Source organism: Ruegeria sp. AB9, from assembly GCF_056542585.1.
This window is the reverse complement of sequence record NZ_JBQGAA010000003.1, coordinates 185,921-207,265: the sequence shown is the minus strand read 5'-3', so window position 1 is coordinate 207,265 and position 21,345 is coordinate 185,921. Positions and strand designations below refer to the sequence as shown.

Here is a 21,345-nt window from a genome sequence, read left to right as displayed (position 1 = left end):
GTCTGATCCAGTCTGCCAGCTTCATCTGAACGGCAGACTGGACCTTTCGAGGCTCATTGACCAGAGGCGATCAGGCTGCAAGCTCCGCGACTGCCTTATGGGCGGTTTCCAGCGCGGCTTCTGGGTTCACGGCTATCTGATCTGCGGCAATGACCTCCACGTCATGGATGCCGATAAAGCCCAGAACATGGCGCGCGTAATTGGTCGCGAAATCTGCTTCGGATCCGACAGGGACACCGCCCGAGGCGATGGCCAGAATGGCGCGTTTGCCTTCCAGCAGGCCTTTGGGGCCATTTTCAGTATAAGAAAAGGTCAGACCCGCGCGCGCAACCAGATCGATCCACGCCTTGAATGCCGCAGGGACCGAGAAGTTGTAGATCGGCAAACCGATGACGATGGTGTCAGCATTCTGAAGTTCGGACACCAGCTCATCCGACAGAGCCAGCCGATCACGCTGTACATCGTCGCGCTGGTCGGCGGGGGTGAAGTTGGCGGCAATCCAGTCTTCGGTCAGCAGGGGCAGTGGGGTGGCCAGATCGCGGCGGATGATACGTTCCGCGCCCAGTTGCTTGACCGCGCGGTCTGACAGATCGCGGGTGGTCGAGTCAACGCGGCGGGCGGATGAGTCAATATGAAGGATAGTTTTAGCCATTGTTCAGGTCCTTTGGGTCAGAGAAATCTTGTCTTGCTCCCAATATGATTGTTGCGTTTGCGAACAAAACTCGGATACATCAACAGCTATTGTTGGAAATTGCACAGTGACGACATTGCCATGGACAATTGGGACGAAGTGAGAACCGCCTATCAGGTGGCCCGCATGGGAACGGTTAGCGGCGCGGCCGAGGTTCTTGGAGTTCACCACGCCACAGTGATCCGCCACATTGACGCGATCGAGTCGCGGCTGGGCGTCAAACTGTTTCAGCGCCACGCGCGGGGATACACACCGACCGAAGCGGGCGACGATTTGCTGCGCGTGGCACAAGCCACCGAAGATCAGTTCAACCAGCTTGTTGGCCGGATGAAGGGTAGGGGAGATGATGTTTCTGGCGAATTGGTTGTGACATCTCTGGGGTCTCTTGCACCGTTGGTCGTGCCAACACTCACCGCGTTTCAAAAGATGCATCCGGACCTGATCGTACGCTACCTGACAGGCGACCGGCTGTTCCGGCTGGAATATGGCGAGGCGCATGTGGCGATCCGGGCCGGATCGGCTCCCGATCAACCTGACAATGTCGTGCAGCCTTTCCGGCAGGAGGAAGTCGGCCTTTATGCCAGTACCTCGTACATCGAACGGTTCGGCAAGCCATCGAGCATCGAGGATTTTGGAAACTACCACTTCGTCAGTTCTGACGACGAAAGCAGCCGCGCGCCGTTCACCCGATGGCTGCGCGCTACGGTACCTGCCGATCGCATCACCTTCCGCTGTACCAACAACTTCTGCATGCGCGAGGCCGTTCTAGCCGGTGCGGGCATCGGATTCATGGCCCGTTGGGAGGCCGCCCGCCACGACAATCTGGTCGAGGTGATCGATCCTCTCCCCGAATGGTTCGGCAATCTGTGGCTGGTGACCCACGTGGACTTGCACCGCACCACCAAGGTACAGGCCTTTCTGAGCTTTCTGAAAGAAGAAGCCAAAGGCTGGCGGCCATGAGCCCGCAGATGCGTGGCCATCTGGCCATGCTTGCCTTTTCAGCCCTTGTGGCTGGCAGCTTTTCGCTGGGGTCCATGATCGCCAACGAAATCGCGCCAGCCGCCCTGAATGCGGTTCGCTTTGCGATTGCCGCTGCCGTGATTGGTTTGGCCGCGCTGGCGACAACCGGCCTGCCGCGCAGCGCCGCGCGGGCTCCTTGGCGTTATCTGGTACTCGGGGCTTTATTCGCCACCTATTTCGTCCTGATGTTCTATGGGCTGCAAACTGCCCCGCCTGTCAGTGCGGCAGCGGTGTTTACCCTGACACCTGTTGTCTCTGCTGTCGCGGGATGGGTCTTGTTGCGCCAGATCACGACGCCGCGCATGGCGCTGGCACTGACCATTGGTGCGTTGGGGGCGCTGTGGGTGATCTTTCGGGCCGACTGGCAGCTGTTTCGTGCCTTCGAAATCGGTGGGGGTGAGATTATCTATTTCTGGGGCTGCGTCGCACACGCGATCTACACGCCTATGATCCGCAAGCTGAACCGAGGAGAGCCCGCAGTGGTGTTCACCTTCGGCACACTTGTCGCCGGGTGCCTGTTGCTGGTCGTGTTCGGTTGGTCCGACCTGATGGCGACCGATTGGGCAGCGCTTCCGGCTGTTGTCTGGGTTGGTTTGCTCTATATTTCGTTCTTTGCCACAGCAGCCAGTTTCGTGCTGGTGCAGTTTTCATCCCTCCTCCTGCCGTCTGCCAAGGTCATGGCCTACACTTATCTGGTGCCCAGTTGGGTCATCCTGTGGGAGATCGCGCTGGGCAAAGGCGTACCAACCGGTTTGATCCTGGGTGGTGTAGCGCTGACAATCATCGCCTTGCTGATGCTGTTGAAAGAGGAAGCCCCGCGCCCAGTTCCGGTTCGCCGCGCCATGGAATGAAATGCTGGGCGAATCCAACAAGCGTTCCGGAGATCGAATTTGTTGAGCCAGATCAAGGCGCCCCTGCAGCCCCTTCAATAACCTCATTGGCAGGCAAGAGGAGGAGGTCATGTTCAAACACATCATGCTACCGATTGACCGGCATCTACCATCCGAGGTTCGCAAAGCTGCCGATGTTGCGGCCCAAGTTGCAAAATGGCAGGGGGCCCAAATCACTCTGGTCAGCGTCACCGGGGCCCATATGGGTGAATCCACCGAAACCGAAGCTGAGATCGACAAGGACCTTGCCGCCTTCACCGAACAATTGGCCGCTGACGGAGAAGCCGAAGTGTCCATACGCAAGATTCACTCGGTCGACGTCGCCGCCGAAGTGGACAGCGATCTGACCCGTGCTGCGGAAGAGATCGGTGCAGACCTGATCATTGTTGGCACTCATGCACCCCGGATCACCGACTATATCTTCTCCAGCCACGCCGGTTATCTTGCCAAACACGCCAGCATGTCGGTCTTTGTGGTGCGCTAGACCTCGTCCGACCTCGGCAGTTCAGTTTCCAGAAACCGTTCGAACGCGTCAAGGTTGACGGGTTCGAACTGTCCGAACCCCTGCATCCAGACCGAAGCGGCGCGCAGGGCATCTGGTTCCAGCTTGCACCATTTCACCCGACCGCGCTTTTCCTGACTGATCAGACCTGCTTTGGTCAGTATGACCAGGTGTTTGGAAATCGCCGCCAGCGACATCTCGAACGGTTCGGCCACGTCTGTCACGGCCATATCATCCTCCAGCAGCATCGCCAGAATGGCGCGGCGGGTGGGGTCAGCGAGGGCTGCAAAGACGGTGTCGAGATCGTTGGACATGCTTCCGCTCAACCATAGCCGCCCGGATTGGTCAACCATTTGGTTGAATATACAGATTCACGACACTAGGGACGGAGCCGCAGGTACTCAATCCGCTGGTGCAGTTTTAACTCTATAAGTTATTTATTGATTACAACATGTTAAGGTGCGTCAATCAGGGCGCTCAAGGACGTTGACTCTGCGCCTTTCGCGCCTTAGCACCGTGCCCAAGACTGTACGAGGGAAACGCCCGTGACCGATGATGACCAAAAGCAGCGTATGGCGCAGCTGGAGGCTAAGATCGAAGCGGCGAAAAAGGCCAAGGCGCCGAAGCCGCGTGCGGATGCTGACGTGTCCGGGGGCGAGCTTGCCTGGAGGATGGTCATCGAAATGGTATCCGGTCTTGGGATCGGATTTGGCATCGGATACGGGCTGGACAGCCTGCTCGGGACGATCCCGATCTTTCTGGTGCTGTTCACATTGCTGGGCCTTGTCGCGGGCGTGAAGGTTATGCTCCGCAGCGCGAAAGAGGTTCAAGAGAAACAAGCGGCCTCAACACAGGCCGAGAAGGACGAGAGGGACTGAACGTGGCAACTGAGACCACCGCAGCAGAAGGCAGCAGCCTGGTATTCCACCCGATGGATCAGTTCATCGTCAAGCCGCTGTTCGGCGACGGCGCGGTTGGCATGTTCACCGTTACCAACGTGACCCTGTGGCTGTTCTTTGCGATCCTGGCCGTTGTCGCCCTGCTGGTATTGCCGACATCCAAGCGCGCCATCGTTCCTACCCGCATGCAGTCGATAGCCGAGCTGACCTACGGCTTCATCTACAAGATGTTGGAAGACATCTGCGGCAAGGAAGGCGTCAAGTTCTTCCCATATGTCATGACCCTGTTCATGTTCATCGTCTGTGCGAACTTCCTGGGCCTGATCCCGACTTCGTTCACCACGACGTCGCACTTCGCCGTGACCATTCCGCTGGCGCTGGCTGTGTTCCTGACCGTGACCATTCTGGGCTTCGTCAAGAACGGTGCCGGCTTCCTTGGTCTGTTCTGGGTTTCAAGCGCGCCTCTGGCGCTGCGTCCGATCCTGGCGATCATCGAGCTGATTTCGTACTTCGTACGGCCCGTCAGCCACTCTATTCGTCTTGCCGGTAACGTCATGGCTGGCCACGCGGTTATCAAGGTTTTCGCAGGCTTCGCCGCGATCGCCGTGATCTCGCCCGTATCGGTTCTGGCGATCACCGCTATGTACGGCCTTGAGGTCCTTGTGGCCTTCATTCAGGCCTACGTATTCACCATTCTGACCTGTGTTTATCTGAAAGATGCGCTGCATCCTTCGCACTAAGGTCCGATACCCCAACATCGAAACTTCCAATTCGTAAGGAGATACATCATGGAAGGCGATCTCGCACACATCGGCGCAGGCCTGGCAGCAATCGGTTCCGGCGCAGCCGCAATCGGGGTGGGCAACGTTGCAGGCAACTTCCTGGCCGGCGCCCTGCGCAACCCTTCGGCGGCTGCTTCGCAGACCGCAACCCTGTTCATCGGTATCGCATTCGCAGAAGCCCTGGGGATCTTCGCATTCCTGGTCTCGCTGCTGCTGATGTTCGCCGTATAATCTGCGGAACCTGATCCTTACGCGCAGGTGGGTCCAAGCCATAGCGGCCCACCTGTTGTAAAGACAAGTTTCCGACGGAGGATATCATGGCGACTGAACCCCTTACAGAAGAGGTAGCTGGCTCGTGCGTCGACTCCTATGGCTCTGCCATCGGGATGCCACAGCTCTGCTTCGATTGGTTCCCCAACCAGATTTTCTGGCTGGTCATTACGCTGGTCGTCATCTTTCTGGTCCTGTCCCGCGTGGCTCTGCCCCGCATCGCGGCAATCCTGGCTGAACGTCAGGGGACCATTACAAATGACCTGGCTGCGGCCGAAGATCTGAAGGCCAAGGCGGTCGAGGCCGAAGAGGCCTATAACAAGGCGCTGGCCGATGCCCGTGCCGAAGCGCAGCGTATCGCTGCCGAAGCACGCGCTGAGATCCAGTCTGGTCTGGATGACGCGATTGCAAAGGCTGACGCGGAAATCGCTGCAAAGGCGGCTGAATCGGAAAAGGCAATCGCCGAAATCCGTGCCGGTGCGCTGGAAAGCATTCAAGTGGTTGCCAAGGATACGGCGGCTGAACTGGTAACTGCGCTGGGCGGTGAAGCAGATGCTGCTGCCATTGCCAGTGCTGTTGACGCACAGACGAAAGGATAAGTGACATGCGGAACACTCTTGCCCTTATCCTGACCGTTGGCGCAGCCAGCCCGGCCTTTGCTGCAAGCGGCCCGTTTTTCTCGCTTGGCAACACTGACTTTGTCGTCCTGCTGGGCTTCATCGTCTTCATCGCGGTCCTGTTCTATTTCAAGGTCCCCGGTATGATCGGCGGTGCGCTGGATAACCGTGCCGAAGGGATCAAGTCCGAACTGGACGAAGCCCGTGCCCTGCATGAAGAAGCACGCACTTTGCTGGCCTCGTACGAGCGCAAGCAGCGTGAGGTTCAGGGGCAGGCCGATGCAATTGTAGCTGCAGCAAAAGAAGACGCCGTTTTGGCAGCAGAACAGGCGAAGGCTGATCTTGAAAAGTCGATCGAACGTCGTTTGGCCGCCGCTCAAGACCAGATCGCTTCGGCTGAAGCGTCTGCTGTGAAAGAAGTACGTGATCAGGCCGTTTCGGTTGCGGTTTCCGCTGCCAGTTCGGTTTTGGCCAAGCAAATGACAGCAGCGCAGGCCAACAAGCTGATCGACGCGTCGATTGCAGATGTAGGTACCAAGCTGCACTGACGGGTGACCCCGACAGAAAAGTGATACAGACGACCCGAGAGCTTTTGGCTGTCGGGTCTTTTGTTTTTGGCGTGCTTCTGCTTCTTTTGTTTGAAACACTCCGAATCCTACAATCTGCCGGGGATCAGGTTGATAGGAACGCTCCGCAGAGGGCATGACGAAAACAGGGAACGACAAGCGGTGTCAGGCAACGCAGTTTCGATGAATATTGTTGGCGTAGTCAGAAATGGCGGGTCGGCTCTGATCGATACAATCAACAGGATCGAATACCTGACTGCCCAGCTGCGACGGTACACGGTCACCATTGCGACCAATGACAACACGGATGGCACGGATCAGGTGTTATCCGGTTACGCTGGACGCAACCGGCATGTCGATATCATTCGGCTGGATGAGCTTGCTTCTAAGCTGCCTGACAGATTGGAACGTAAAACGGCCGCCAGAAACGCAGTTCTCAAAAAATTGGAAGAGCAGGACAGGGACCACGAGCTGACACTGGTGCTGGATCTGGATGGCCCGAATGTCTGTCTGGACGCTCAGTCCGTTCTGACCGCAGCTCAGCGGGTTTCCCCGTTGTGGGAGGGTGTTTTCGCCAATCCCAAGCCTGCGTATTACGATATCTATGCGCTGCGTTGTCCCGGCTGGTGTGATGAAGATGTATGGCAGCGTATTCAGAGCACGCGCAGGCCGTTGTTTGGACGACGCAAATGGCGTCAATCCGTAGTGAAGTCAGCAGTTTTTGACCGCCAGTTTCACATTCCTGCCGACACGCCCCTGATCCCGGTCGACAGCGCATTTGGCGGTGCAGGGTTGTACAAAACCCGCGCGCTCCGCGGCCTGCGCTATTCTTGCCGGGACGAAAAAGGTCAGCAGGTATGTGAACACGTGATGCTGCACAAACGTCTGAGAGACCGTGGTGCAAGACTGTTCATCGACCCAGCGCTGACAACATTGGCTGCGGATGATCATCTGGGAGAAGGCAGCGGGGCGCCGTTCCCTCAACATCTGATACCAGCCGCATCAGGGGCTGCGTGATCCCCGTTAGTTCCCGCAATGTCCGCAATAGCAGGACGGCCTTCAGGTGCGCCCGGTTTCGTGCTGCAACCTTTGTTGCGCAATAGCCTCGTTCCGGTCGGTCTTTTGTTGGTCTGCCATGCAGCGTTCGACAAAGTCCAGATGGTGTTCAATCGCATTGCGTGCAGCCAAGGGATCACGCGCCTGCAGAGCCGCATTGATGGCGCGGTGCTGATCCAGGATGGCCTCGCGGGTGGCGCGTTGCCGGAACATGGTCTGACGGTTGTAGAACACCCCCTGAACCAGCAGATCATACATCGACCGCATCATGTGCAGCATAACCACGTTGTGGCTGGCCTCGATGATGGCCATATGAAACTCGGCGTCCAGCTGCGCTTCGTCATCCGCTGCGTTCCGGTCATGCGCCGCCTGCATCTTGTCGAAGATCGCCTGCACCACCTTCAGGTCGCTATCTGACCCCAGGCGCGCGGCCCGTTCTGCCGCCAGCCCCTCCATGTCACGGCGAAAAGACAGGTAGTCGAATACGGCTTCGTCATGGCTGCCGAACAATCGGATAAGCGCGGGGGAAAAGGCAGAGCCCAAAACCTCGGCCACGTAGATCCCGGACCCGGCTTTCGCGGTCAAAAGCCCCTGTTCCTGAAGTTCGGAAATCGCATCGCGCAGGGACGGGCGCGACACGCCCATGCGTTCTGCTAATTCGCGCTCTGATGGCAGACGTTCACCGGGACGCAGGATGCCACGCAGGATCAGAAGCTCGATCTGGCGAACGACTGCGAGCGACAGCTTTTCCGTCTGGACTTTGTGAAAAGGCATCTCATCTTCCGAAATTGGTCAATTCATTTGACCATGTACGCCGGGGCTGTTCAAGAATCCCCGGTCACATCCATTGAAATATTAGGTCAGTAATGTTGACTTTAATTTGCGAAGGCATAGGCTGCCCCGAAATGAGATCGGAGGAGCCTCATGTCCCAACACCCATTGTTTGCCACCCGGGCCTCCCGGATGAAGGCATCAGAAATTCGCGAACTGCTAAAGCTGCTCGACCAGCCCGGCATCATTTCCTTTGCCGGCGGAATTCCCGACCCCGCTCTGTTTCCCGCCGATGCATTTGCTCAGGCGTTTCAACAGGCGCTGGGGCCGGATATGCAAGCGCAAGCGCTGCAATATTCGGTCAGCGAAGGCTATGTCCCATTGCGGCAGTGGCTGGCGCAGCACATGCGTGAGATCGGGGTGGAGTGCGATATCGACAACATCCTGATCACATCGGGTTCACAACAGGCGTTGGATTATCTGGGCAAGCTGTTCCTGTCCCCCGGCGATACGGCCTTGGTCGGATGGCCGACCTATCTGGGCGCGCTTGCTGCGTTCAACGCCTATGAGCCGCGCTTTGACCGGCTCAATGGCAATCTTGGCGCGGAGGAATACAAGGCAGCAACCGGGGATGGAGCGGTGAAGTTCGCCTACCTCTCGCCAGATTTTGCCAACCCGACAGGCGAGACCGTGGATTTGCAGGGCAGGGCGGATCTGCTGGATCTGGCCGACGATCTGGACTGCGCGGTGATCGAGGACGGAGCCTATCAGGCGTTGCGCTACGATGGCGATCCGATCCCACCGATGCTTTCTTTGGAACAGGCCCGCAAAGGGTCGATCGAAAACTGTCGGACGATCTATTGCGGCAGTTTCTCGAAAACTCTGTCACCTGGGTTGCGCATGGGGTGGGTTGTTGCGTCCAAGCCAATCATCTCTCAGATGGTTCTGCTGAAACAAGCGGCCGATCTGCATTCCGCGACCATCAACCAGATGGCCGTGCATCAAGTAGCGCAGGCTTGTTTTGACACCCACATCCCCAAGGTGCGCGATGTTTACAGAACCCGCCGCGATGCGATGCTGGACGCGTTGGAACAACATATGCCGGGCGGGGTAGAATGGACGCGGCCCGAGGGCGGCATGTTCATCTGGGCGACGCTGCCTGCTGGGACCAGCGGGTCTGACCTGCTGGCACGGGCACTGGACACGGTGAAAGTGGCTTTTGTGCCGGGGCAGGCGTTCTTCCCGGACGGAAGCGGGGCAAATACCATCCGCCTCAGTTTCTCGAATTCTGATGAGGTGACGATCCGTGAGGGTATCCGTCGGCTGGGAGACGTCTTGCGCGCCTGAAACGGGAAAGGATTCGTTAATCATATTGCCGCTAGAAAGGCGGCATGATCCGAGTGCTTGCCTTCCTGTTCCTCGCCGCGTGTTCGGGCGGCACGCCCTATTTTCGCGACCTGCCCGCAACACGCGTTGCGGTGAATGGCAGCATCTTTGACGTGCGCGTGCGTAATGAACTGGCCGAGGCCGTACGTGTAAACGCACAATACGCGCCACGCCTCGGCCCGATCCGCGATCGAGCCGCACTGGCGATGGAGCATGTGTCGGGCTGTCCGTTGCTGGACGTGGTGGGCGACGCGGCCGTCACTGTTGGCGTACTGGGCTGCGACCGCGAGTTGGGGGAAAAGCTGATTTTCGGTGCGCTCCTTCGCCGACCCTATGAATGCGTCAGCTACGGCTATTCCAGCGGATATGATTATCAGGTCTTTGAATGCACGCCCTACTGAGATACGCGATCTTGCGCGTAGATTCGCCAAGATATTGTGGATAACTCGGACCAATAGCCCATATCCTGCGCAATCACGTTGACACCTCCCCCATCCCTTGCGCAGACTTCTTATCCATAGGAATCATACCAAGAGCAGCCATTGCGCTTTAGCAAACTCAAACTGACCGGCTTCAAAAGCTTCGTGGACCCGACCGATCTGATCATTGCGGACGGGCTGACCGGAGTGGTTGGTCCCAATGGCTGCGGCAAATCCAATCTTCTGGAAGCCTTGCGTTGGGTGATGGGTGAAAACCGCCCTAAGTCCATGCGCGGAGGGGCGATGGAAGATGTGATCTTTGCCGGTGCCGCCACCCGCCCGGCGCGTAATTTTGCCGAAGTGGTCCTGACTATGGACAACTCGGAACGCCTTGCCCCGTCAGGTTTCAATGACAGCGATCAATTGGAAATCGTGCGTCGCATCACCCGCGACGTGGGCAGTGCCTACAAGACCAATGGCAAGGACGTCCGTGCGCGCGATGTGCAGATGCTGTTTGCCGATGCCTCGACCGGGGCGCATTCGCCCGCGCTGGTTGGCCAGAACCGCATTGCCGAGCTGATCAACGCCAAGCCCCGCGCCCGCCGCCGCATTCTGGAAGAGGCCGCCGGGATCTCGGGCCTCTATCAGCGCCGCCATGAGGCGGAGCTGAAGCTAAAAGGCACTGAATCCAACCTGACCCGCGTCGATGACGTGCTGGAACAATTGGGCGGTCAATTGGCCCAGCTTGCGCGTCAGGCGCGTCAAGCCGCACGTTATCGCGAAATTGGCGAGCTGCTGCGTCAGGCCGAGGGGATGTTGCTTTATCGGCGCTGGAAAGAGGCGGACATGGCCCGTCAGCAGGCCGAAGAAAAGCTGCGTGAACGGATCACCGAAGCCTCCCGTGCCGAGGCCGAAGCCCGTGCGGCTGCCGCGAAACGGGCCGAAATTGAGGAAACCCTGCCGCCACTGCGCGAGGAAGAGGCCATCGCCGCCGCAGTGCTGCAACGCCAGCAGGTGCAGCGCGATCAGTTGTCCGATCAGGAAACCCGCGCGCGTCAAACGATTGAGACGCTGACCAACCGAATCCAGCAACTGGGCAACGATATCGAACGCGAAACAGGATTGAACCGTGACGCGGGTGAGATGATCGAACGGCTGGAGTGGGAAGCGCGCGAGTTGGCCAAGGCCGCCGAGGGCCATGATGAGAAAGTAGCCGAGGCGGCGGAAATCGCCCGCGAGGCGGCGTCGATCCTGCAGGAGCGCGAAGACCACCTGTCGCAACAAACCGAGGATATGGCCCGCCTTGTCGCCCGGCACCAGTCGGCCCAGCGTCTTGTGGAAGACAGCCGCAAAACACTAGCCCGGTCTGAGGGCGAAGAAGAAAAAGCCCGGCTGGCCGTGGACGAGGCCAAAACGGCGCTGACCCGTGCCAGCGAGGCGTTTGAGGCTTCCCAGGAAGGCGAGGAAGAAGCCCGCGAGGCGGCAGAGGCCGCTGAAGAAGCCCTTGCCGCAGCGGATGAGCTGCGCAATGAAACTCAGGGGCGCGAGGCTGAGGCGCGGGCGCAACGGTCCGAGGCGGAAGGCGAGTTGGGTGCTATCCGGGCCGAAACCACGGCGCTGGCCAAGCTGGTGGAGCGTGATACGGCCGAGGGTGGCCAGGTGCTGGATCTGCTGCGCGTGGAGCCGGGATATGAAAAGGCCTTGGGCGCAGCACTGGCCGACGATCTGCGCGCGCCTCTGGTCGAGGGCGATGGGCCCTCTGGCTGGGTGCAGGTTGCAGGATATGACAGCGACCAGCCATTGCCTGAAGGGGCCGACCCTCTGGCCCTTCATGTTTCGGGGCCGGATCGCCTGAGCCGCCGAATTGCTCAGATCGGATTGGTGGACGCGGATCAGGGCGCCCGATTGCAGGCGTCGTTGAAACCGGGTCAACGGCTTGTGTCGCGTTCGGGCGACCTTTGGCGCTGGGATGGGTTCCGTGCTTGGGCAGAGGATGCTCCCAGTGCAGCAGCGCTGCGGCTGGAACAACTGAACAAACTCGAGGCCCTGAAACAGGAACTCGCCCGAACTGAGGCGCAGGCCGATGGTGCCCGTGCCGCGCATGAAGCTTTGTCTCAGCAATTGGCAGACGTGACCGAAGCCGACCGCCGTGCGCGCGAAGCCCGCCGCGCTGCCGATCAGCGCATGGCCGAAACCGCACGACTGCTCAGTCGAGCCGAAGCGGATCGCAATCTGGCGCAGGGCAAGCTTGAAACCCTGACTCTGGCCGTCGATCGACACAAAGAAGATGCGATGTCCGCCCGTGCGCAGCTGCGTGAGGCCGAAGGTGCCTTGAGCGATCTTGGTGATCTCGACAACGCCCGCGCCGAGGTTGAGGACATCAAACAAACTGTTGAGGCAGCGCGGATCACCATGCTGACCCACCGCTCGACCCATGATGAGTTGCGCCGCGAAGGGGATGCGCGCACGCGTCGTACGCAGGAGGTCACGAAAGACCTCAGCGGGTGGCGGCATCGTCTGGAAACGGCAGAAAAGCGGATTTCCGAACTGGCTGAACGTAAGGAAAGCTCGGAAGAGGAGCTGACCGAGGCGATGGCCGCTCCCGGCGAAATCGCCGAAGCGCGGGAAGAGTTGAACGAACTGATCGAAGCCGCCGAAGCACGGCGTGCAGAAGCCGCCGATAAATTGGCCGCGGCCGAGACTCAGCAGCGCGAAGTTGTTCTGGCAGAGCGGGAAGCGGAGCGTCTTGCATCGGAAGCGCGCGAAAGCCGTGCTGCGGCTGAGGCGCGCTGTGATGCAGCCAAGGAAAGCGTTGTCGCGGCAGCTGAACGAATTGCCGAAGATCAGCAATTGACCCCCAACCAATTGCTGAACCAGCTGGATGTGAACCCCGACCAGATGCCGGCAGCAGATGCTCTGGAATCTGAGGTGAACCGCCACAAACGGCAGCGTGACGCGATGGGTGCGGTGAACCTGCGGGCGGAAGAAGACAGCAAAGAGGTTCAGGAAGAATTCGATACGCTCAGCAGCGAAAAGGCCGATCTGGAAGAGGCGATCAAAGCCCTGCGCAGCGGCATCGCCAGCCTCAACCGCGAAGGGCGCGAGCGTCTGCTGACGGCGTTCGAACAGGTGAACTCGAACTTCGCGATGCTGTTCAAGCATCTCTTCGGCGGTGGCGAGGCCAACTTGGTCATGGTCGAAAGTGACGACCCGCTGGATGCGGGCCTTGAGATCATGTGCCAGCCGCCGGGCAAGAAGCTTTCGACCCTCAGCCTGCTATCTGGCGGTGAACAGACCCTGACAGCCACCGCGCTGATTTTCGGTGTCTTCCTTGCCAACCCAGCGCCAATCTGCGTGCTGGATGAGGTCGACGCGCCGCTGGATGACGCCAACGTCACCCGTTTCTGCGATCTGTTGGACGAGATGTGCCGCCAGACCGACACGCGTTTCCTGATCATCACCCACCATGCGGTGACCATGGCGCGGATGGATCGCCTGTTTGGTGTTACCATGCAGGAACAGGGCGTCAGCCAACTGGTCTCAGTTGATCTGAAGAAGGCCGAACAGATGGTCGCCTGACCGCTCACCGCAAATTTATGACGGTTGCGGCTTTATCGCGCTAACTTGGGTACATGACGCGCTTTCTGATCCCCGCCCTCATCGCCGCCAGCCCGGCCTTTGCCGCCGACTGGCCTGTCAAATCAGGGGACATTCCCCTGACAACCGCAGAGCTTGACGCTTTGGCAGGCCGAACACTGACTTTCTACGATGATGGGCAGGCGAAATTCTCGGCCGGGGGGGCCTATTCCTACACCTACGCCAGTGGAGACGCCGCCTTTGGGACTTATTCCATCGCCGATGACGGTAGCGTCTGTATTGCTTATCGCAACGGGTTCAGCCGGTGCGATCTGTACGTGCGCAGCGGAGAGCGGCTGATCCTGATTGATCAGAAAGGGAACCGGTATCCGGTTCGTCCGGAATAAAGCGCTGGGTGATCAAGGCCCCACTCTAAAGCGCAAAACAGGTAATCTCTTCATTATGGTAAAAGAGCTTGCAGACCGAACATATAACCGTGTCAGCCGATGGCTCATCAAGGAACTGAATTTGTGACAGAAGACACCAACAACCGGCTCGCTCTGGGAAAACAACGCGGATCGCATGGCCGACAGCAGGACGAAGGCGTTCTGGTTATTCGCACGATTGCGATGCCCGCAGATACCAATCCGGCAAGTGATATTTTTGGCGGATGGCTGATGTCACAGATGGATCTGGCTGCCGGTAATATGGCAGCGCGCGTGGCGCAGGGGCGAACAGCGACAGTATCCGTCGAGGCAATGCAGTTTCTGCAGCCAGTCAAGGTTGGTGACGAAGTGACGCTTTATGCGACGCTGGTGAATGTTGGACGCACATCCATGCGCGTTCATGTGGATGTCTGGGCGCGCCCAAGGCAATCCGACAATGGCCAAAAGGTAACGGATGCAGATTTCGTGTTTGTCGCTCTGGACGAATCCGGTGTGCCACGCCCTGTGTTTGAAAACGGCTAAAGCAACCTATAGGCGGTTTAACAGCTCTGCCGTTGGCCACGCATCCGCGGGCAATCCAAGTCGCACCTGTTCCGCCTGCACGGCGGCCCTTGTCCCGGCGCCCAGAATGCCGTCGATTTTACCAACATTATAGCCCTTGGCCTGCAATTTGCTTTGCAACTGCTTCATCTGCGCGCCCGACAACCCCTGTTCCGGATTGCCCGCGTCGTAAATCTGTGCGCCTTCAAGACGCGTGCCGAAATAGGCGGCGGTCAGAACATAGACAAAGCTCTGGTTCCATTCGAAATAAACGTCGAAATTCGGATAGGCCAGAAAAGCCGGGCCGTTGCGCCCCTGCGGCAGGATCAGAGAGGCGGGGAGTTTCGCCAGAGACCCATTGCGCGCCTGCACGCCCATTGCCTGCCATTCCGCCACCGAACGGGGCTTGCCGGGCCCCGACAGAGACCAATCCATCTGCGCGGGCACCGTGACCTCTTGCAGCCAGGGTTCGCCTGCTCGCCAGCCCAAATGTGACAGCATCTTGGCCCCGGACATCAGCGCATCGGGGGCCGAAGTTTTCAGGCGGACATGCCCGTCACCGTCACCATCGACACCGTTTTCCAGAATGTCCTGCGGCAGCATCTGGACCATACCGATTTCCCCGGCCCACGCGCCCGTTGTGCGGGCCGGGTCGAAATCACCATTCTGATACAGCTCAATGGCGGCAAATATCTGCGGACGGAACAGTTCGGGGCGGCGACAATCATGGGCCAAAGTCACCAGCGCATTGCGGGTGTTGAAATCGCCCTGGAACGATCCGTAATCGGTCTCGAACGCCCAGAAGGCCAGCAGCACCCCGCGCGAGATACCGTATTCACGCTCGATCCGGTCAAATACCGCATCGTATTTCCGCGACATCGCCTGACCACGCTCAATCCGGTTGGCCGAGATCAGGTGGCGCGAAAACTCGATGAACGGTTTCTGAAACACGCCCTGCGCCCGATCAGCCTTGAGCACGGCTCTATCCTGCTGCACACCTTTGAAAAACGCGTTCACGGTGGATTTGTCAAAGCCTTGCTGCACGGCCTCGGCCTTCAACTCTTTGATGAAGGAATTGAAACCGCCGCCACACTGGGCAAGGGCAGGAGAGGCAAACAGAGCGGCGGCGATCAGGCCGGAAAGAAAACGCATGAAGGGATCCGTCAGAAAACCAGTTTGACCATAACCCACACTGACACGAGCCCAAGCGCAAGCCCCCAAACGCCCCAAAGCATGTGACATGCGCGGAAAACCTCTGACGCTCCGATCTCGCGCGGCGCATCGCCATTGACCCAGGCCAGGTTCCGCAGCTTCCCGTCATAGCTGCGCGGGCCAGCGAGGGCGACGTTTAGCGCGCGGGCCATGGCGGCCTCGGGCCAGCCCGCGTTGGGCGAGATATGACGGCGCGCATCTTCCACAATCTCACGCCATCGCGACCGCTCGCCAGAGAGTGCCACGATCAGTACACAGGTCAGACGAGCCGGGATCAGATTCAGCAGGTCATCGAACCGGGCGGAAGCCCAGCCGAAGTCACGGTATTTTTCGTTGCGATAGCCGATCATGCTGTCAGCAGTATTTACCGCCTTGTAGACCAGCAGCCCCGGCAACCCCGCTACCAGAAACCAGAACGCAGGCGCGATGACCCCGTCGCTGAGGTTTTCGGCCGCGCTTTCAATGGCTGAGCGTGCCACCTGCGCCTCGGTCATGTCACGCGTGTCGCGTGAGACGATCATGGCCACCTGTGCACGACCCTCGGTCAGCGAGGTAAGCAACCCGTCACCTACCGCGCGGACATGCGCAACCAGCGATTTCTGCGCCAGCAGGATCGCGCAAAGCAGGATTTCAACCACGGACCCGAACAGGGACAAAGCCCAGCCAACCCCCCATGCACCGCAGACCAGCAGGACAAGCACGCCCACCCCTTTCGTCCGACGGGCGGCCCCGTGGTTCAGACGGTTATCCAGCCAGCCGATCAGGTTGCCGATCATCACCGCCGGATGCTTGACGCGCGACCAGAGCCAGTCGGGCTCTCCCAGTGCTGCGTCCAGACACATGGCAACGACCAGCATCAGGCCAAGGCTCACAGGGCGGCCTCCAGCCGATCCCAGCCGTCTGAAGGCGGCAACCCGAGGCGCAAATAGGTCGTCGAATAGGGAAAGATGCGGCTCCAGATATGCGACCGCGCCAGCTGGTCCTGCCATTTAGCGGCATCATCCACTCTGTAAAGACGGAACAGGCTGGTGCCGCCAACGACCTCTGCACCCTTGGCCATTGCCAGCACATCCAGTCGAGCGGCCTCTTCATCCAGGCGCGCACGTGTGGCGTCTGCCCAGCCGGTGTCTGACAGGGCCTGAGTTCCAATCCGCAAGGCGGGGCCTGACACAGACCACGGCCCGGTCAGATCGTTCAGGCGGTTGATCAGGTCAGACTGCCCGATAGCAAACCCTAGCCTCATCCCGGCCAACCCCCAGAACTTACCAAAACTCTTCAGCACGATCACGCCGGGACGGTCTGCCAGGTGGATTAAAGACGCGTCCGGTATGACGTCGCAAAAGCTTTCATCAATTACGGTCAGCGGCGCTGAGACGTCGCTTTTCTGCCAGATGTGTCCGTCGGGGTTATTTGGGTGCACGATAACGCGGGCGTCACACGGCCCTTGTGGTTGAACATTCCACCCCTGCGCCGAAAAGGCGGCGGCGTGTTCGTTGTAGGTAGGCGGTGTGATCTGCACCGTGCCCGTCGCGGCAAGCGCGGGGAGACGCGCGATAACGGCCGACGCTCCGGGCGCGGGCAGGATCGCTGCACCGTCCGGCACAGTCCAGAACTGGCGCGCTGCACTGCTTAGCCGTTCAAAGGCACCGTGATCCGGTAATTCGGTCCAATCTGCGGCAGTCAGGCCCGAAATTGGATAGGCGTGCGGATTGATGCCGGTCGACAGATCGATCCAGTCGGTGCGTTGCCCGCCGTATTTCACAATCGCCTTGTCCAGCCCGCCGCCGTGGTCGCGAACTGCGCGTGGGTCTGGGCCATGATCCAATGTGCTCATCTGCTCACTCTGCGAGAAAAAACCGCTTTTGGCGTGCTTCAAGCGGATTTTTGCCTCTTACACAAGCAAATCCGCCCGTTCACGGACCTGTAGGGTCGCTGTTAACACTTTGTTAAGGAAATAACGAGATCACGGACCACGGGGGTCGGCACCACTCACCATATCAAGTGCCGAGGTTGTTGCAAATGAAAGTTCTGATTGTTGAGAGTAATCCCGGCCTGGGTCGGGTCTGGAAAAGACATCTGGAAAGGCAAGGCGCCGAGGTCACGCTGGTCGAGACGCAGGAGGCCGCCATTCTTGCGTTATATGGCACGGATTTTGAAATCATCGTGCTGGATTTGGTGCTGGAAACCGGCAGCGCATTGGCCGTGGCCGATTTCGCCAGCTATCGCCGCCCCGGGGCGCGGGTGATCTTTGTCACCAATACCACCTTCTTCTCGGACGGGTCGATCTTTGCCCATAGCCCGAACGCGTGTGCTTACGTGCAAAGCGAAACGCCGCCAGAGGATCTGGCGGCGATGGTCGAGCATTACGCTGCTGGTCGCTGATCGCGGCTATGCGGTTCTGCATAGTCCAGCACAGGGTTTGTCGGGATGATCCGGTGCGGATTGATGCTGTCATGGCTGAAGTGATAGTGGCGCACGATGTGGTTCATGTTCACCGTGGGGGCCACACCGGGCCACTGATACAGCTCACGGGTATAGGCCCATAGGTTCGGATAATCGACCAGACGCCGCTTGTTGCACTTGAAATGCAGGTGATAGACCGGGTCGAACCGGATCAGAGTGGTGAACAGCCGCCAGTCGGCCTCGGTGATCCGGTCTCCCATCAGATACCGGCTGCGGGACAGCCGATCCTCTAGCCAGTCCAGCGTGTCGAACAACGGACCCACAGCGGCATCATAAGCCGCTTGCGAGGTGGCAAAACCGGATTTGTAGACACCGTTGTTCACATCGGAATAGATGCGGGTGTTGACCTCTTCGATTTCATCCCGCATCGCCTCGGGCCAGTAGTCATCAGTATTGCCTGTGATCCCGTTGAAGGCCGAATTGAACATGCGGATGATTTCGGAACTTTCGTTCGACACGATGGTCTCGTGCTCTTTGTCCCAAAGAATCGGCACCGTGACACGACCAGAGTAATTCGGATCGGCTTTAGTGTAGATCTGATGCGCAAAGTCCAACCCATAAAGATCATCACCTGTGGCGCCGTGATCGTCTTTCTCAAAGGTCCAACCCTTGTCCAGCATATCAGGATGCACGACCGAGACCGGGATCAGACCGCTCAACCCTTTCAACTCGCGAAAAATCAGCGTGCGATGCGCCCACGGGCAGGCGTGACTGACGTAGAGGTGATAGCGACCGGCTTCCGCCTTGAACCCGCCCGTTCCTGATGCACCTGCACTGCCATCAGCTGTCAGCCAGTTCCGAAACTGTGCGGCTTTGCGTTTGAACGCTCCGCCAGTGGATTTGGTGTCATACCAGGTGTCGTGCCAAGTTCCGTCGACCAACAGCCCCATATCTTTTCCTCCGCATAAGTATTTTGCCAAAGATAGGCCCGGACCTGGCGTCTTCCTATGCGAGCGCCCGCGCAAAAGCCCTGCGTCCCCGCACAGTCGAAGCCGGGATTTCTGTGCAACAACCCTCAGATAGATCGCATGTCTGTGACGTGGTTCACTGGATTTTTACAACTGTTCCCGCACAATAGAAGTCATTCACGGGGGAACGGATTAATGAGTACCTATGTTTCAAAGGAAATACGCGCCGAGTTGGACGCGGCCCGAATCGCCACGTTGAAGAAAGCCAGCCGTTTACGGGTGGAAATGGGCGACAATACCTACAAAATCCTCAAATTGTGGAAAGATGGTTTTACAGTTGAAGCTGAGACTACGCCGCGCCTGCGTGGGCTCGTTGATATCTATGACGGGGCCAACCACCTCTACCAATGCCTGATCGTCGCGGATGAGGATGAAGGCGGTGAGATGCGGTATGAGTTCAAGCGCAGCACCGCAGCCCATGACAAGGCTCCGCTGGATTTCTATCGCGCGCCGGATGCGCCGATTGCCCTGCTGGGGCACGAGGATTAAGGTCGGATTTCCACCGTCGTCCCGGTTTCTGTCAGGCTCCAAAGTTGTTCCATTTCGGCATTCGACAGCGCAATGCAGCCTAACGTCCAGTCTCCGGGTAGAGAAACTCCGACCACGCCGTTGGGTTGACCATGGATGAAGATATTTCCTCCGGGGTCCGTGCCCTGCTGACGCGCGCGTTCTACGTCATCTGGTTGGGGATAGTCGATTCCAAGTGACAGGTGAAAGGCGCTGTTCGGGTTGCGTCGATCAATCTTGAACAGACCGACTGGTGTTTTTCCGTCCCCTTCGATCTGTTTGTCCCCGTCCGGGGCAAAGCCCAACGCGACGTTGGCCTGCAACACCACTGCACCGCCCAGTGTGGCCGTCAGGCGGCGGGCAGATTTTTCGATCAGGATGTGGTCAATGCGTGTGGCCTCGGGCGCCAGCGAAGGGGCTGGTGGGCGCGGGGCATAGCGGTGCCAGCCAAACCAGCCAGCACCCGCGATCAACAAAGCGAGACCAATCAGCCCCAGCCACCGCATGTCTTACTGTAGATCCCCGAAGGCCTGTTTCAGTCGGGCGCAGGCTTCCTCGACCCGCGCCCGTTGCGTGGCAAGGTTGAATCGTTCGAACGTTTCCCCACCTGCGCCAAAGCCGGGGCCTGACGAGGTTGCAATTCGCGCGTCCTCGCGCAGACGGCGGACAAATTCAGCGTGATCCATGCCGGTGTCCGAGAAATCGACCCAGGCCAGATAGGTTGCCTGCAACGGCATCGACCACAGGCCAGGAATTTCGGCGATGGTCTGATCGAACAGACGACGGTTGCCGTCCAGATGCGCGATCTGAGCGTCCACCCATTCGGCCCCCTCGGGGCTGTAGGCGGCAGTGATCATCGCTACACCCAACGCGCTGGGGTCGTAATCCAGCGTCTGCAGCCGATGCTTCATGGCCGCGCGCAGTTTGGGATCGGGGATGATCATGTTGCCAGTGCGCTGTCCGGCGATGTTGAAGGTCTTCGAGGCCGCGGTCAGCGTTACTGTCCAGGGTCGTGCATCCGGGGCTGCCACATCCATCGGCACGAACTTGACACCGGGATAAACCAGATCGTGGTGAATCTCATCCGACACCAGTATCAAGCCGTTGCGTTCGGCAAACGCTGCTACAGCTCGCAGTTCCTCGGTCGACCAGACCCGACCCGACGGGTTTTGCGGCGAACACCACAGCAGCATTTTCTCGGACCCGTCCAACCGCGACTGGGCGTCCTCCAGATCAAGCCCATAACTATCACCTTCCCGTACAAGCGGGCATTCCACAACCCGGCGGCCCGACTTGTTCACCTTGTGCGCGAACTCATGGTAAACGGGGGTAAAGATCACGATGCCGTCACCCGGCTCCGTCCAGACATCCAGCGACAGTGCGATTGCGTTGCCCAGACCTTGGGTCGTCAGAATCCAATCGGTGTCGATTTCCCAGCCATGGCGGGTTTTCATCCACCATTGGACCGAAGCCAGGTAATCCGGGTGCATCCAGGAATAGCCGAACACGCCATGATCCGCTGCCTTGCGCACCGCGCCGATCACGCAAGGCGCTGTTTGATAATCGGAATCTGCCGTCCACATGGCCAGCCCGCCCTCGGGTGAAACGCCGTACAGCATCTCCATTTTGTCCCATTTGGAACTGTTGGTGCCCCGGCGGTCGATCAGGTCGTTGAAAGTCATGTCTGCTCCGTTCTGTTGGACGAAAGCTAACCGCAATTCGGGCAGGTGCAAGGGGGGCGTTGCGGCGCAGGGCGGGATAGCC

25 protein-coding genes are annotated in these 21,345 nt (G+C 59.0%); 16 read left to right on the top strand and 9 right to left on the bottom strand.

Features of this window, described 5'->3' with window-relative positions; translation table 11 throughout:
* Positions 1–70: 70 nt before the first annotated feature.
* Positions 71–652: an FMN-dependent NADH-azoreductase gene (locus ACR0K5_RS10105; protein ID WP_480629576.1), complete on the bottom strand. Its 582-nt coding sequence runs from the start codon at positions 650–652 to the stop codon at positions 71–73.
* 120 nt (positions 653–772) lie between these two features.
* Here ACR0K5_RS10105 and ACR0K5_RS10100 point away from each other — a divergent pair, with 120 nt between their 5' ends.
* From ACR0K5_RS10100 to ACR0K5_RS10090, 3 genes are all read left to right on the top strand, one after another.
* On the top strand, positions 773–1,651 hold the full coding sequence (locus ACR0K5_RS10100; protein WP_480629793.1) for a LysR family transcriptional regulator: 879 nt from the start codon (positions 773–775) through the stop codon (positions 1,649–1,651).
* Positions 1,648–2,562: a DMT family transporter gene (locus tag ACR0K5_RS10095; protein WP_480629575.1), complete on the top strand. Its 915-nt coding sequence runs from the start codon at positions 1,648–1,650 to the stop codon at positions 2,560–2,562. Before ACR0K5_RS10100 ends, ACR0K5_RS10095 begins: the two co-directional genes overlap by 4 nt.
* A gap of 109 nt (positions 2,563–2,671) precedes the next feature.
* Positions 2,672–3,085 carry a universal stress protein gene (locus ACR0K5_RS10090; protein WP_480629574.1) on the top strand — a complete coding sequence of 138 codons (414 nt, stop codon included), beginning with the start codon at positions 2,672–2,674 and terminating at the stop codon, positions 3,083–3,085.
* Here the strand turns inward: ACR0K5_RS10090 and ACR0K5_RS10085 are convergent.
* On the bottom strand, positions 3,082–3,417 hold the full coding sequence (locus tag ACR0K5_RS10085; RefSeq protein WP_480629573.1) for an ArsR/SmtB family transcription factor: 336 nt from the start codon (positions 3,415–3,417) through the stop codon (positions 3,082–3,084). The genes ACR0K5_RS10090 and ACR0K5_RS10085 overlap by 4 nt on opposite strands.
* A gap of 231 nt (positions 3,418–3,648) precedes the next feature.
* Here ACR0K5_RS10085 and ACR0K5_RS10080 point away from each other — a divergent pair, with 231 nt between their 5' ends.
* The 6 genes from ACR0K5_RS10080 (at position 3,649) to ACR0K5_RS10055 (ending at position 7,254) form a co-directional block, all read left to right on the top strand.
* Complete coding sequence (locus ACR0K5_RS10080) at positions 3,649–3,981, top strand: AtpZ/AtpI family protein (RefSeq protein ID WP_480581544.1); 333 nt, start codon at positions 3,649–3,651, stop codon at positions 3,979–3,981.
* 2 nt (positions 3,982–3,983) lie between these two features.
* On the top strand, positions 3,984–4,742 hold the full coding sequence (locus ACR0K5_RS10075; RefSeq protein WP_480629572.1) for a F0F1 ATP synthase subunit A: 759 nt from the start codon (positions 3,984–3,986) through the stop codon (positions 4,740–4,742).
* Between the two features lie 48 nt (positions 4,743–4,790).
* Positions 4,791–5,015 (top strand): F0F1 ATP synthase subunit C, encoded by a 225-nt coding sequence (locus ACR0K5_RS10070; RefSeq protein WP_005981269.1) that lies wholly within the window; start codon positions 4,791–4,793, stop codon positions 5,013–5,015.
* 86 nt (positions 5,016–5,101) lie between these two features.
* Positions 5,102–5,653, top strand: coding sequence for a F0F1 ATP synthase subunit B' (locus ACR0K5_RS10065; RefSeq protein ID WP_480629571.1), 552 nt, complete (start codon positions 5,102–5,104; stop codon positions 5,651–5,653).
* Between the two features lie 5 nt (positions 5,654–5,658).
* Positions 5,659–6,219, top strand: coding sequence for a F0F1 ATP synthase subunit B (locus tag ACR0K5_RS10060; RefSeq protein WP_480629570.1), 561 nt, complete (start codon positions 5,659–5,661; stop codon positions 6,217–6,219).
* 129 nt (positions 6,220–6,348) lie between these two features.
* A complete protein-coding gene (locus ACR0K5_RS10055) occupies positions 6,349–7,254 on the top strand; it encodes a hypothetical protein (protein ID WP_480629569.1) in 906 nt (301 codons plus the stop codon).
* A gap of 42 nt (positions 7,255–7,296) precedes the next feature.
* On the opposite strand, the gene ACR0K5_RS10050 is transcribed toward ACR0K5_RS10055, so the two are convergent.
* Positions 7,297–8,067 (bottom strand): FadR/GntR family transcriptional regulator, encoded by a 771-nt coding sequence (locus tag ACR0K5_RS10050; RefSeq protein ID WP_480629568.1) that lies wholly within the window; start codon positions 8,065–8,067, stop codon positions 7,297–7,299.
* A gap of 150 nt (positions 8,068–8,217) precedes the next feature.
* On the opposite strand from ACR0K5_RS10050, the gene ACR0K5_RS10045 reads away from it, so the two are divergent.
* The 5 genes from ACR0K5_RS10045 to ACR0K5_RS10025 all read left to right on the top strand — a co-directional run bounded on the left by ACR0K5_RS10045 (position 8,218) and on the right by ACR0K5_RS10025 (position 14,413).
* A complete protein-coding gene (locus tag ACR0K5_RS10045; RefSeq protein ID WP_480629567.1) occupies positions 8,218–9,411 on the top strand; it encodes an aminotransferase-like domain-containing protein in 1,194 nt (397 codons plus the stop codon).
* A 44-nt stretch (positions 9,412–9,455) separates the two neighbouring features.
* Entirely contained in the window at positions 9,456–9,851 is a 396-nt protein-coding gene (locus tag ACR0K5_RS10040; RefSeq protein WP_480629566.1) for a hypothetical protein, read from the top strand.
* A gap of 141 nt (positions 9,852–9,992) precedes the next feature.
* Positions 9,993–13,448 carry a chromosome segregation SMC family protein gene (locus ACR0K5_RS10035; RefSeq protein WP_480629565.1) on the top strand — a complete coding sequence of 1,152 codons (3,456 nt, stop codon included), beginning with the start codon at positions 9,993–9,995 and terminating at the stop codon, positions 13,446–13,448.
* A 53-nt stretch (positions 13,449–13,501) separates the two neighbouring features.
* A complete protein-coding gene (locus ACR0K5_RS10030) occupies positions 13,502–13,852 on the top strand; it encodes a hypothetical protein (protein WP_480629564.1) in 351 nt (116 codons plus the stop codon).
* A gap of 222 nt (positions 13,853–14,074) precedes the next feature.
* Positions 14,075–14,413: an acyl-CoA thioesterase gene (locus ACR0K5_RS10025; RefSeq protein ID WP_480629792.1), complete on the top strand. Its 339-nt coding sequence runs from the start codon at positions 14,075–14,077 to the stop codon at positions 14,411–14,413.
* Positions 14,414–14,419: 6 nt separating this feature from the next.
* Here the strand turns inward: ACR0K5_RS10025 and ACR0K5_RS10020 are convergent, their stop codons facing one another.
* From ACR0K5_RS10020 to ACR0K5_RS10010, 3 genes are read right to left on the bottom strand one after another with little or no spacing between them, the layout of a single operon-like run.
* Positions 14,420–15,583, bottom strand: coding sequence for a lytic murein transglycosylase (locus ACR0K5_RS10020; protein ID WP_480629563.1), 1,164 nt, complete (start codon positions 15,581–15,583; stop codon positions 14,420–14,422).
* Between the two features lie 11 nt (positions 15,584–15,594).
* Positions 15,595–16,515 carry an adenosylcobinamide-phosphate synthase CbiB gene (gene cbiB / locus ACR0K5_RS10015; protein WP_480629562.1) on the bottom strand — a complete coding sequence of 307 codons (921 nt, stop codon included), beginning with the start codon at positions 16,513–16,515 and terminating at the stop codon, positions 15,595–15,597.
* Positions 16,512–17,477, bottom strand: coding sequence for a threonine-phosphate decarboxylase (locus ACR0K5_RS10010; RefSeq protein WP_480629561.1), 966 nt, complete (start codon positions 17,475–17,477; stop codon positions 16,512–16,514). The genes cbiB and ACR0K5_RS10010 overlap by 4 nt, the downstream gene beginning before the upstream one ends.
* Before the next feature lie 185 nt (positions 17,478–17,662).
* Between ACR0K5_RS10010 and ACR0K5_RS10005 the strand changes: the two genes are divergently transcribed.
* Positions 17,663–18,025, top strand: a complete 363-nt coding sequence (locus tag ACR0K5_RS10005) for a response regulator transcription factor (RefSeq protein ID WP_480629560.1) — start codon at positions 17,663–17,665, stop codon at positions 18,023–18,025.
* Here ACR0K5_RS10005 and ACR0K5_RS10000 read toward each other — a convergent pair.
* Positions 18,007–18,996: a glutathione S-transferase family protein gene (locus ACR0K5_RS10000; protein ID WP_480629559.1), complete on the bottom strand. Its 990-nt coding sequence runs from the start codon at positions 18,994–18,996 to the stop codon at positions 18,007–18,009. The genes ACR0K5_RS10005 and ACR0K5_RS10000 overlap by 19 nt on opposite strands.
* A 213-nt stretch (positions 18,997–19,209) precedes the next feature.
* Here ACR0K5_RS10000 and ACR0K5_RS09995 point away from each other — a divergent pair, with 213 nt between their 5' ends.
* Positions 19,210–19,563: a hypothetical protein gene (locus ACR0K5_RS09995; protein WP_480629558.1), complete on the top strand. Its 354-nt coding sequence runs from the start codon at positions 19,210–19,212 to the stop codon at positions 19,561–19,563.
* Here ACR0K5_RS09995 and ACR0K5_RS09990 read toward each other — a convergent pair.
* Positions 19,560–20,087 carry a L,D-transpeptidase family protein gene (locus ACR0K5_RS09990; protein ID WP_480629557.1) on the bottom strand — a complete coding sequence of 176 codons (528 nt, stop codon included), beginning with the start codon at positions 20,085–20,087 and terminating at the stop codon, positions 19,560–19,562. The genes ACR0K5_RS09995 and ACR0K5_RS09990 overlap by 4 nt on opposite strands.
* Positions 20,088–20,090: 3 nt before the next feature.
* Positions 20,091–21,263: a MalY/PatB family protein gene (locus tag ACR0K5_RS09985; protein WP_480629556.1), complete on the bottom strand. Its 1,173-nt coding sequence runs from the start codon at positions 21,261–21,263 to the stop codon at positions 20,091–20,093.
* Positions 21,264–21,345: the final 82 nt, after the last annotated feature.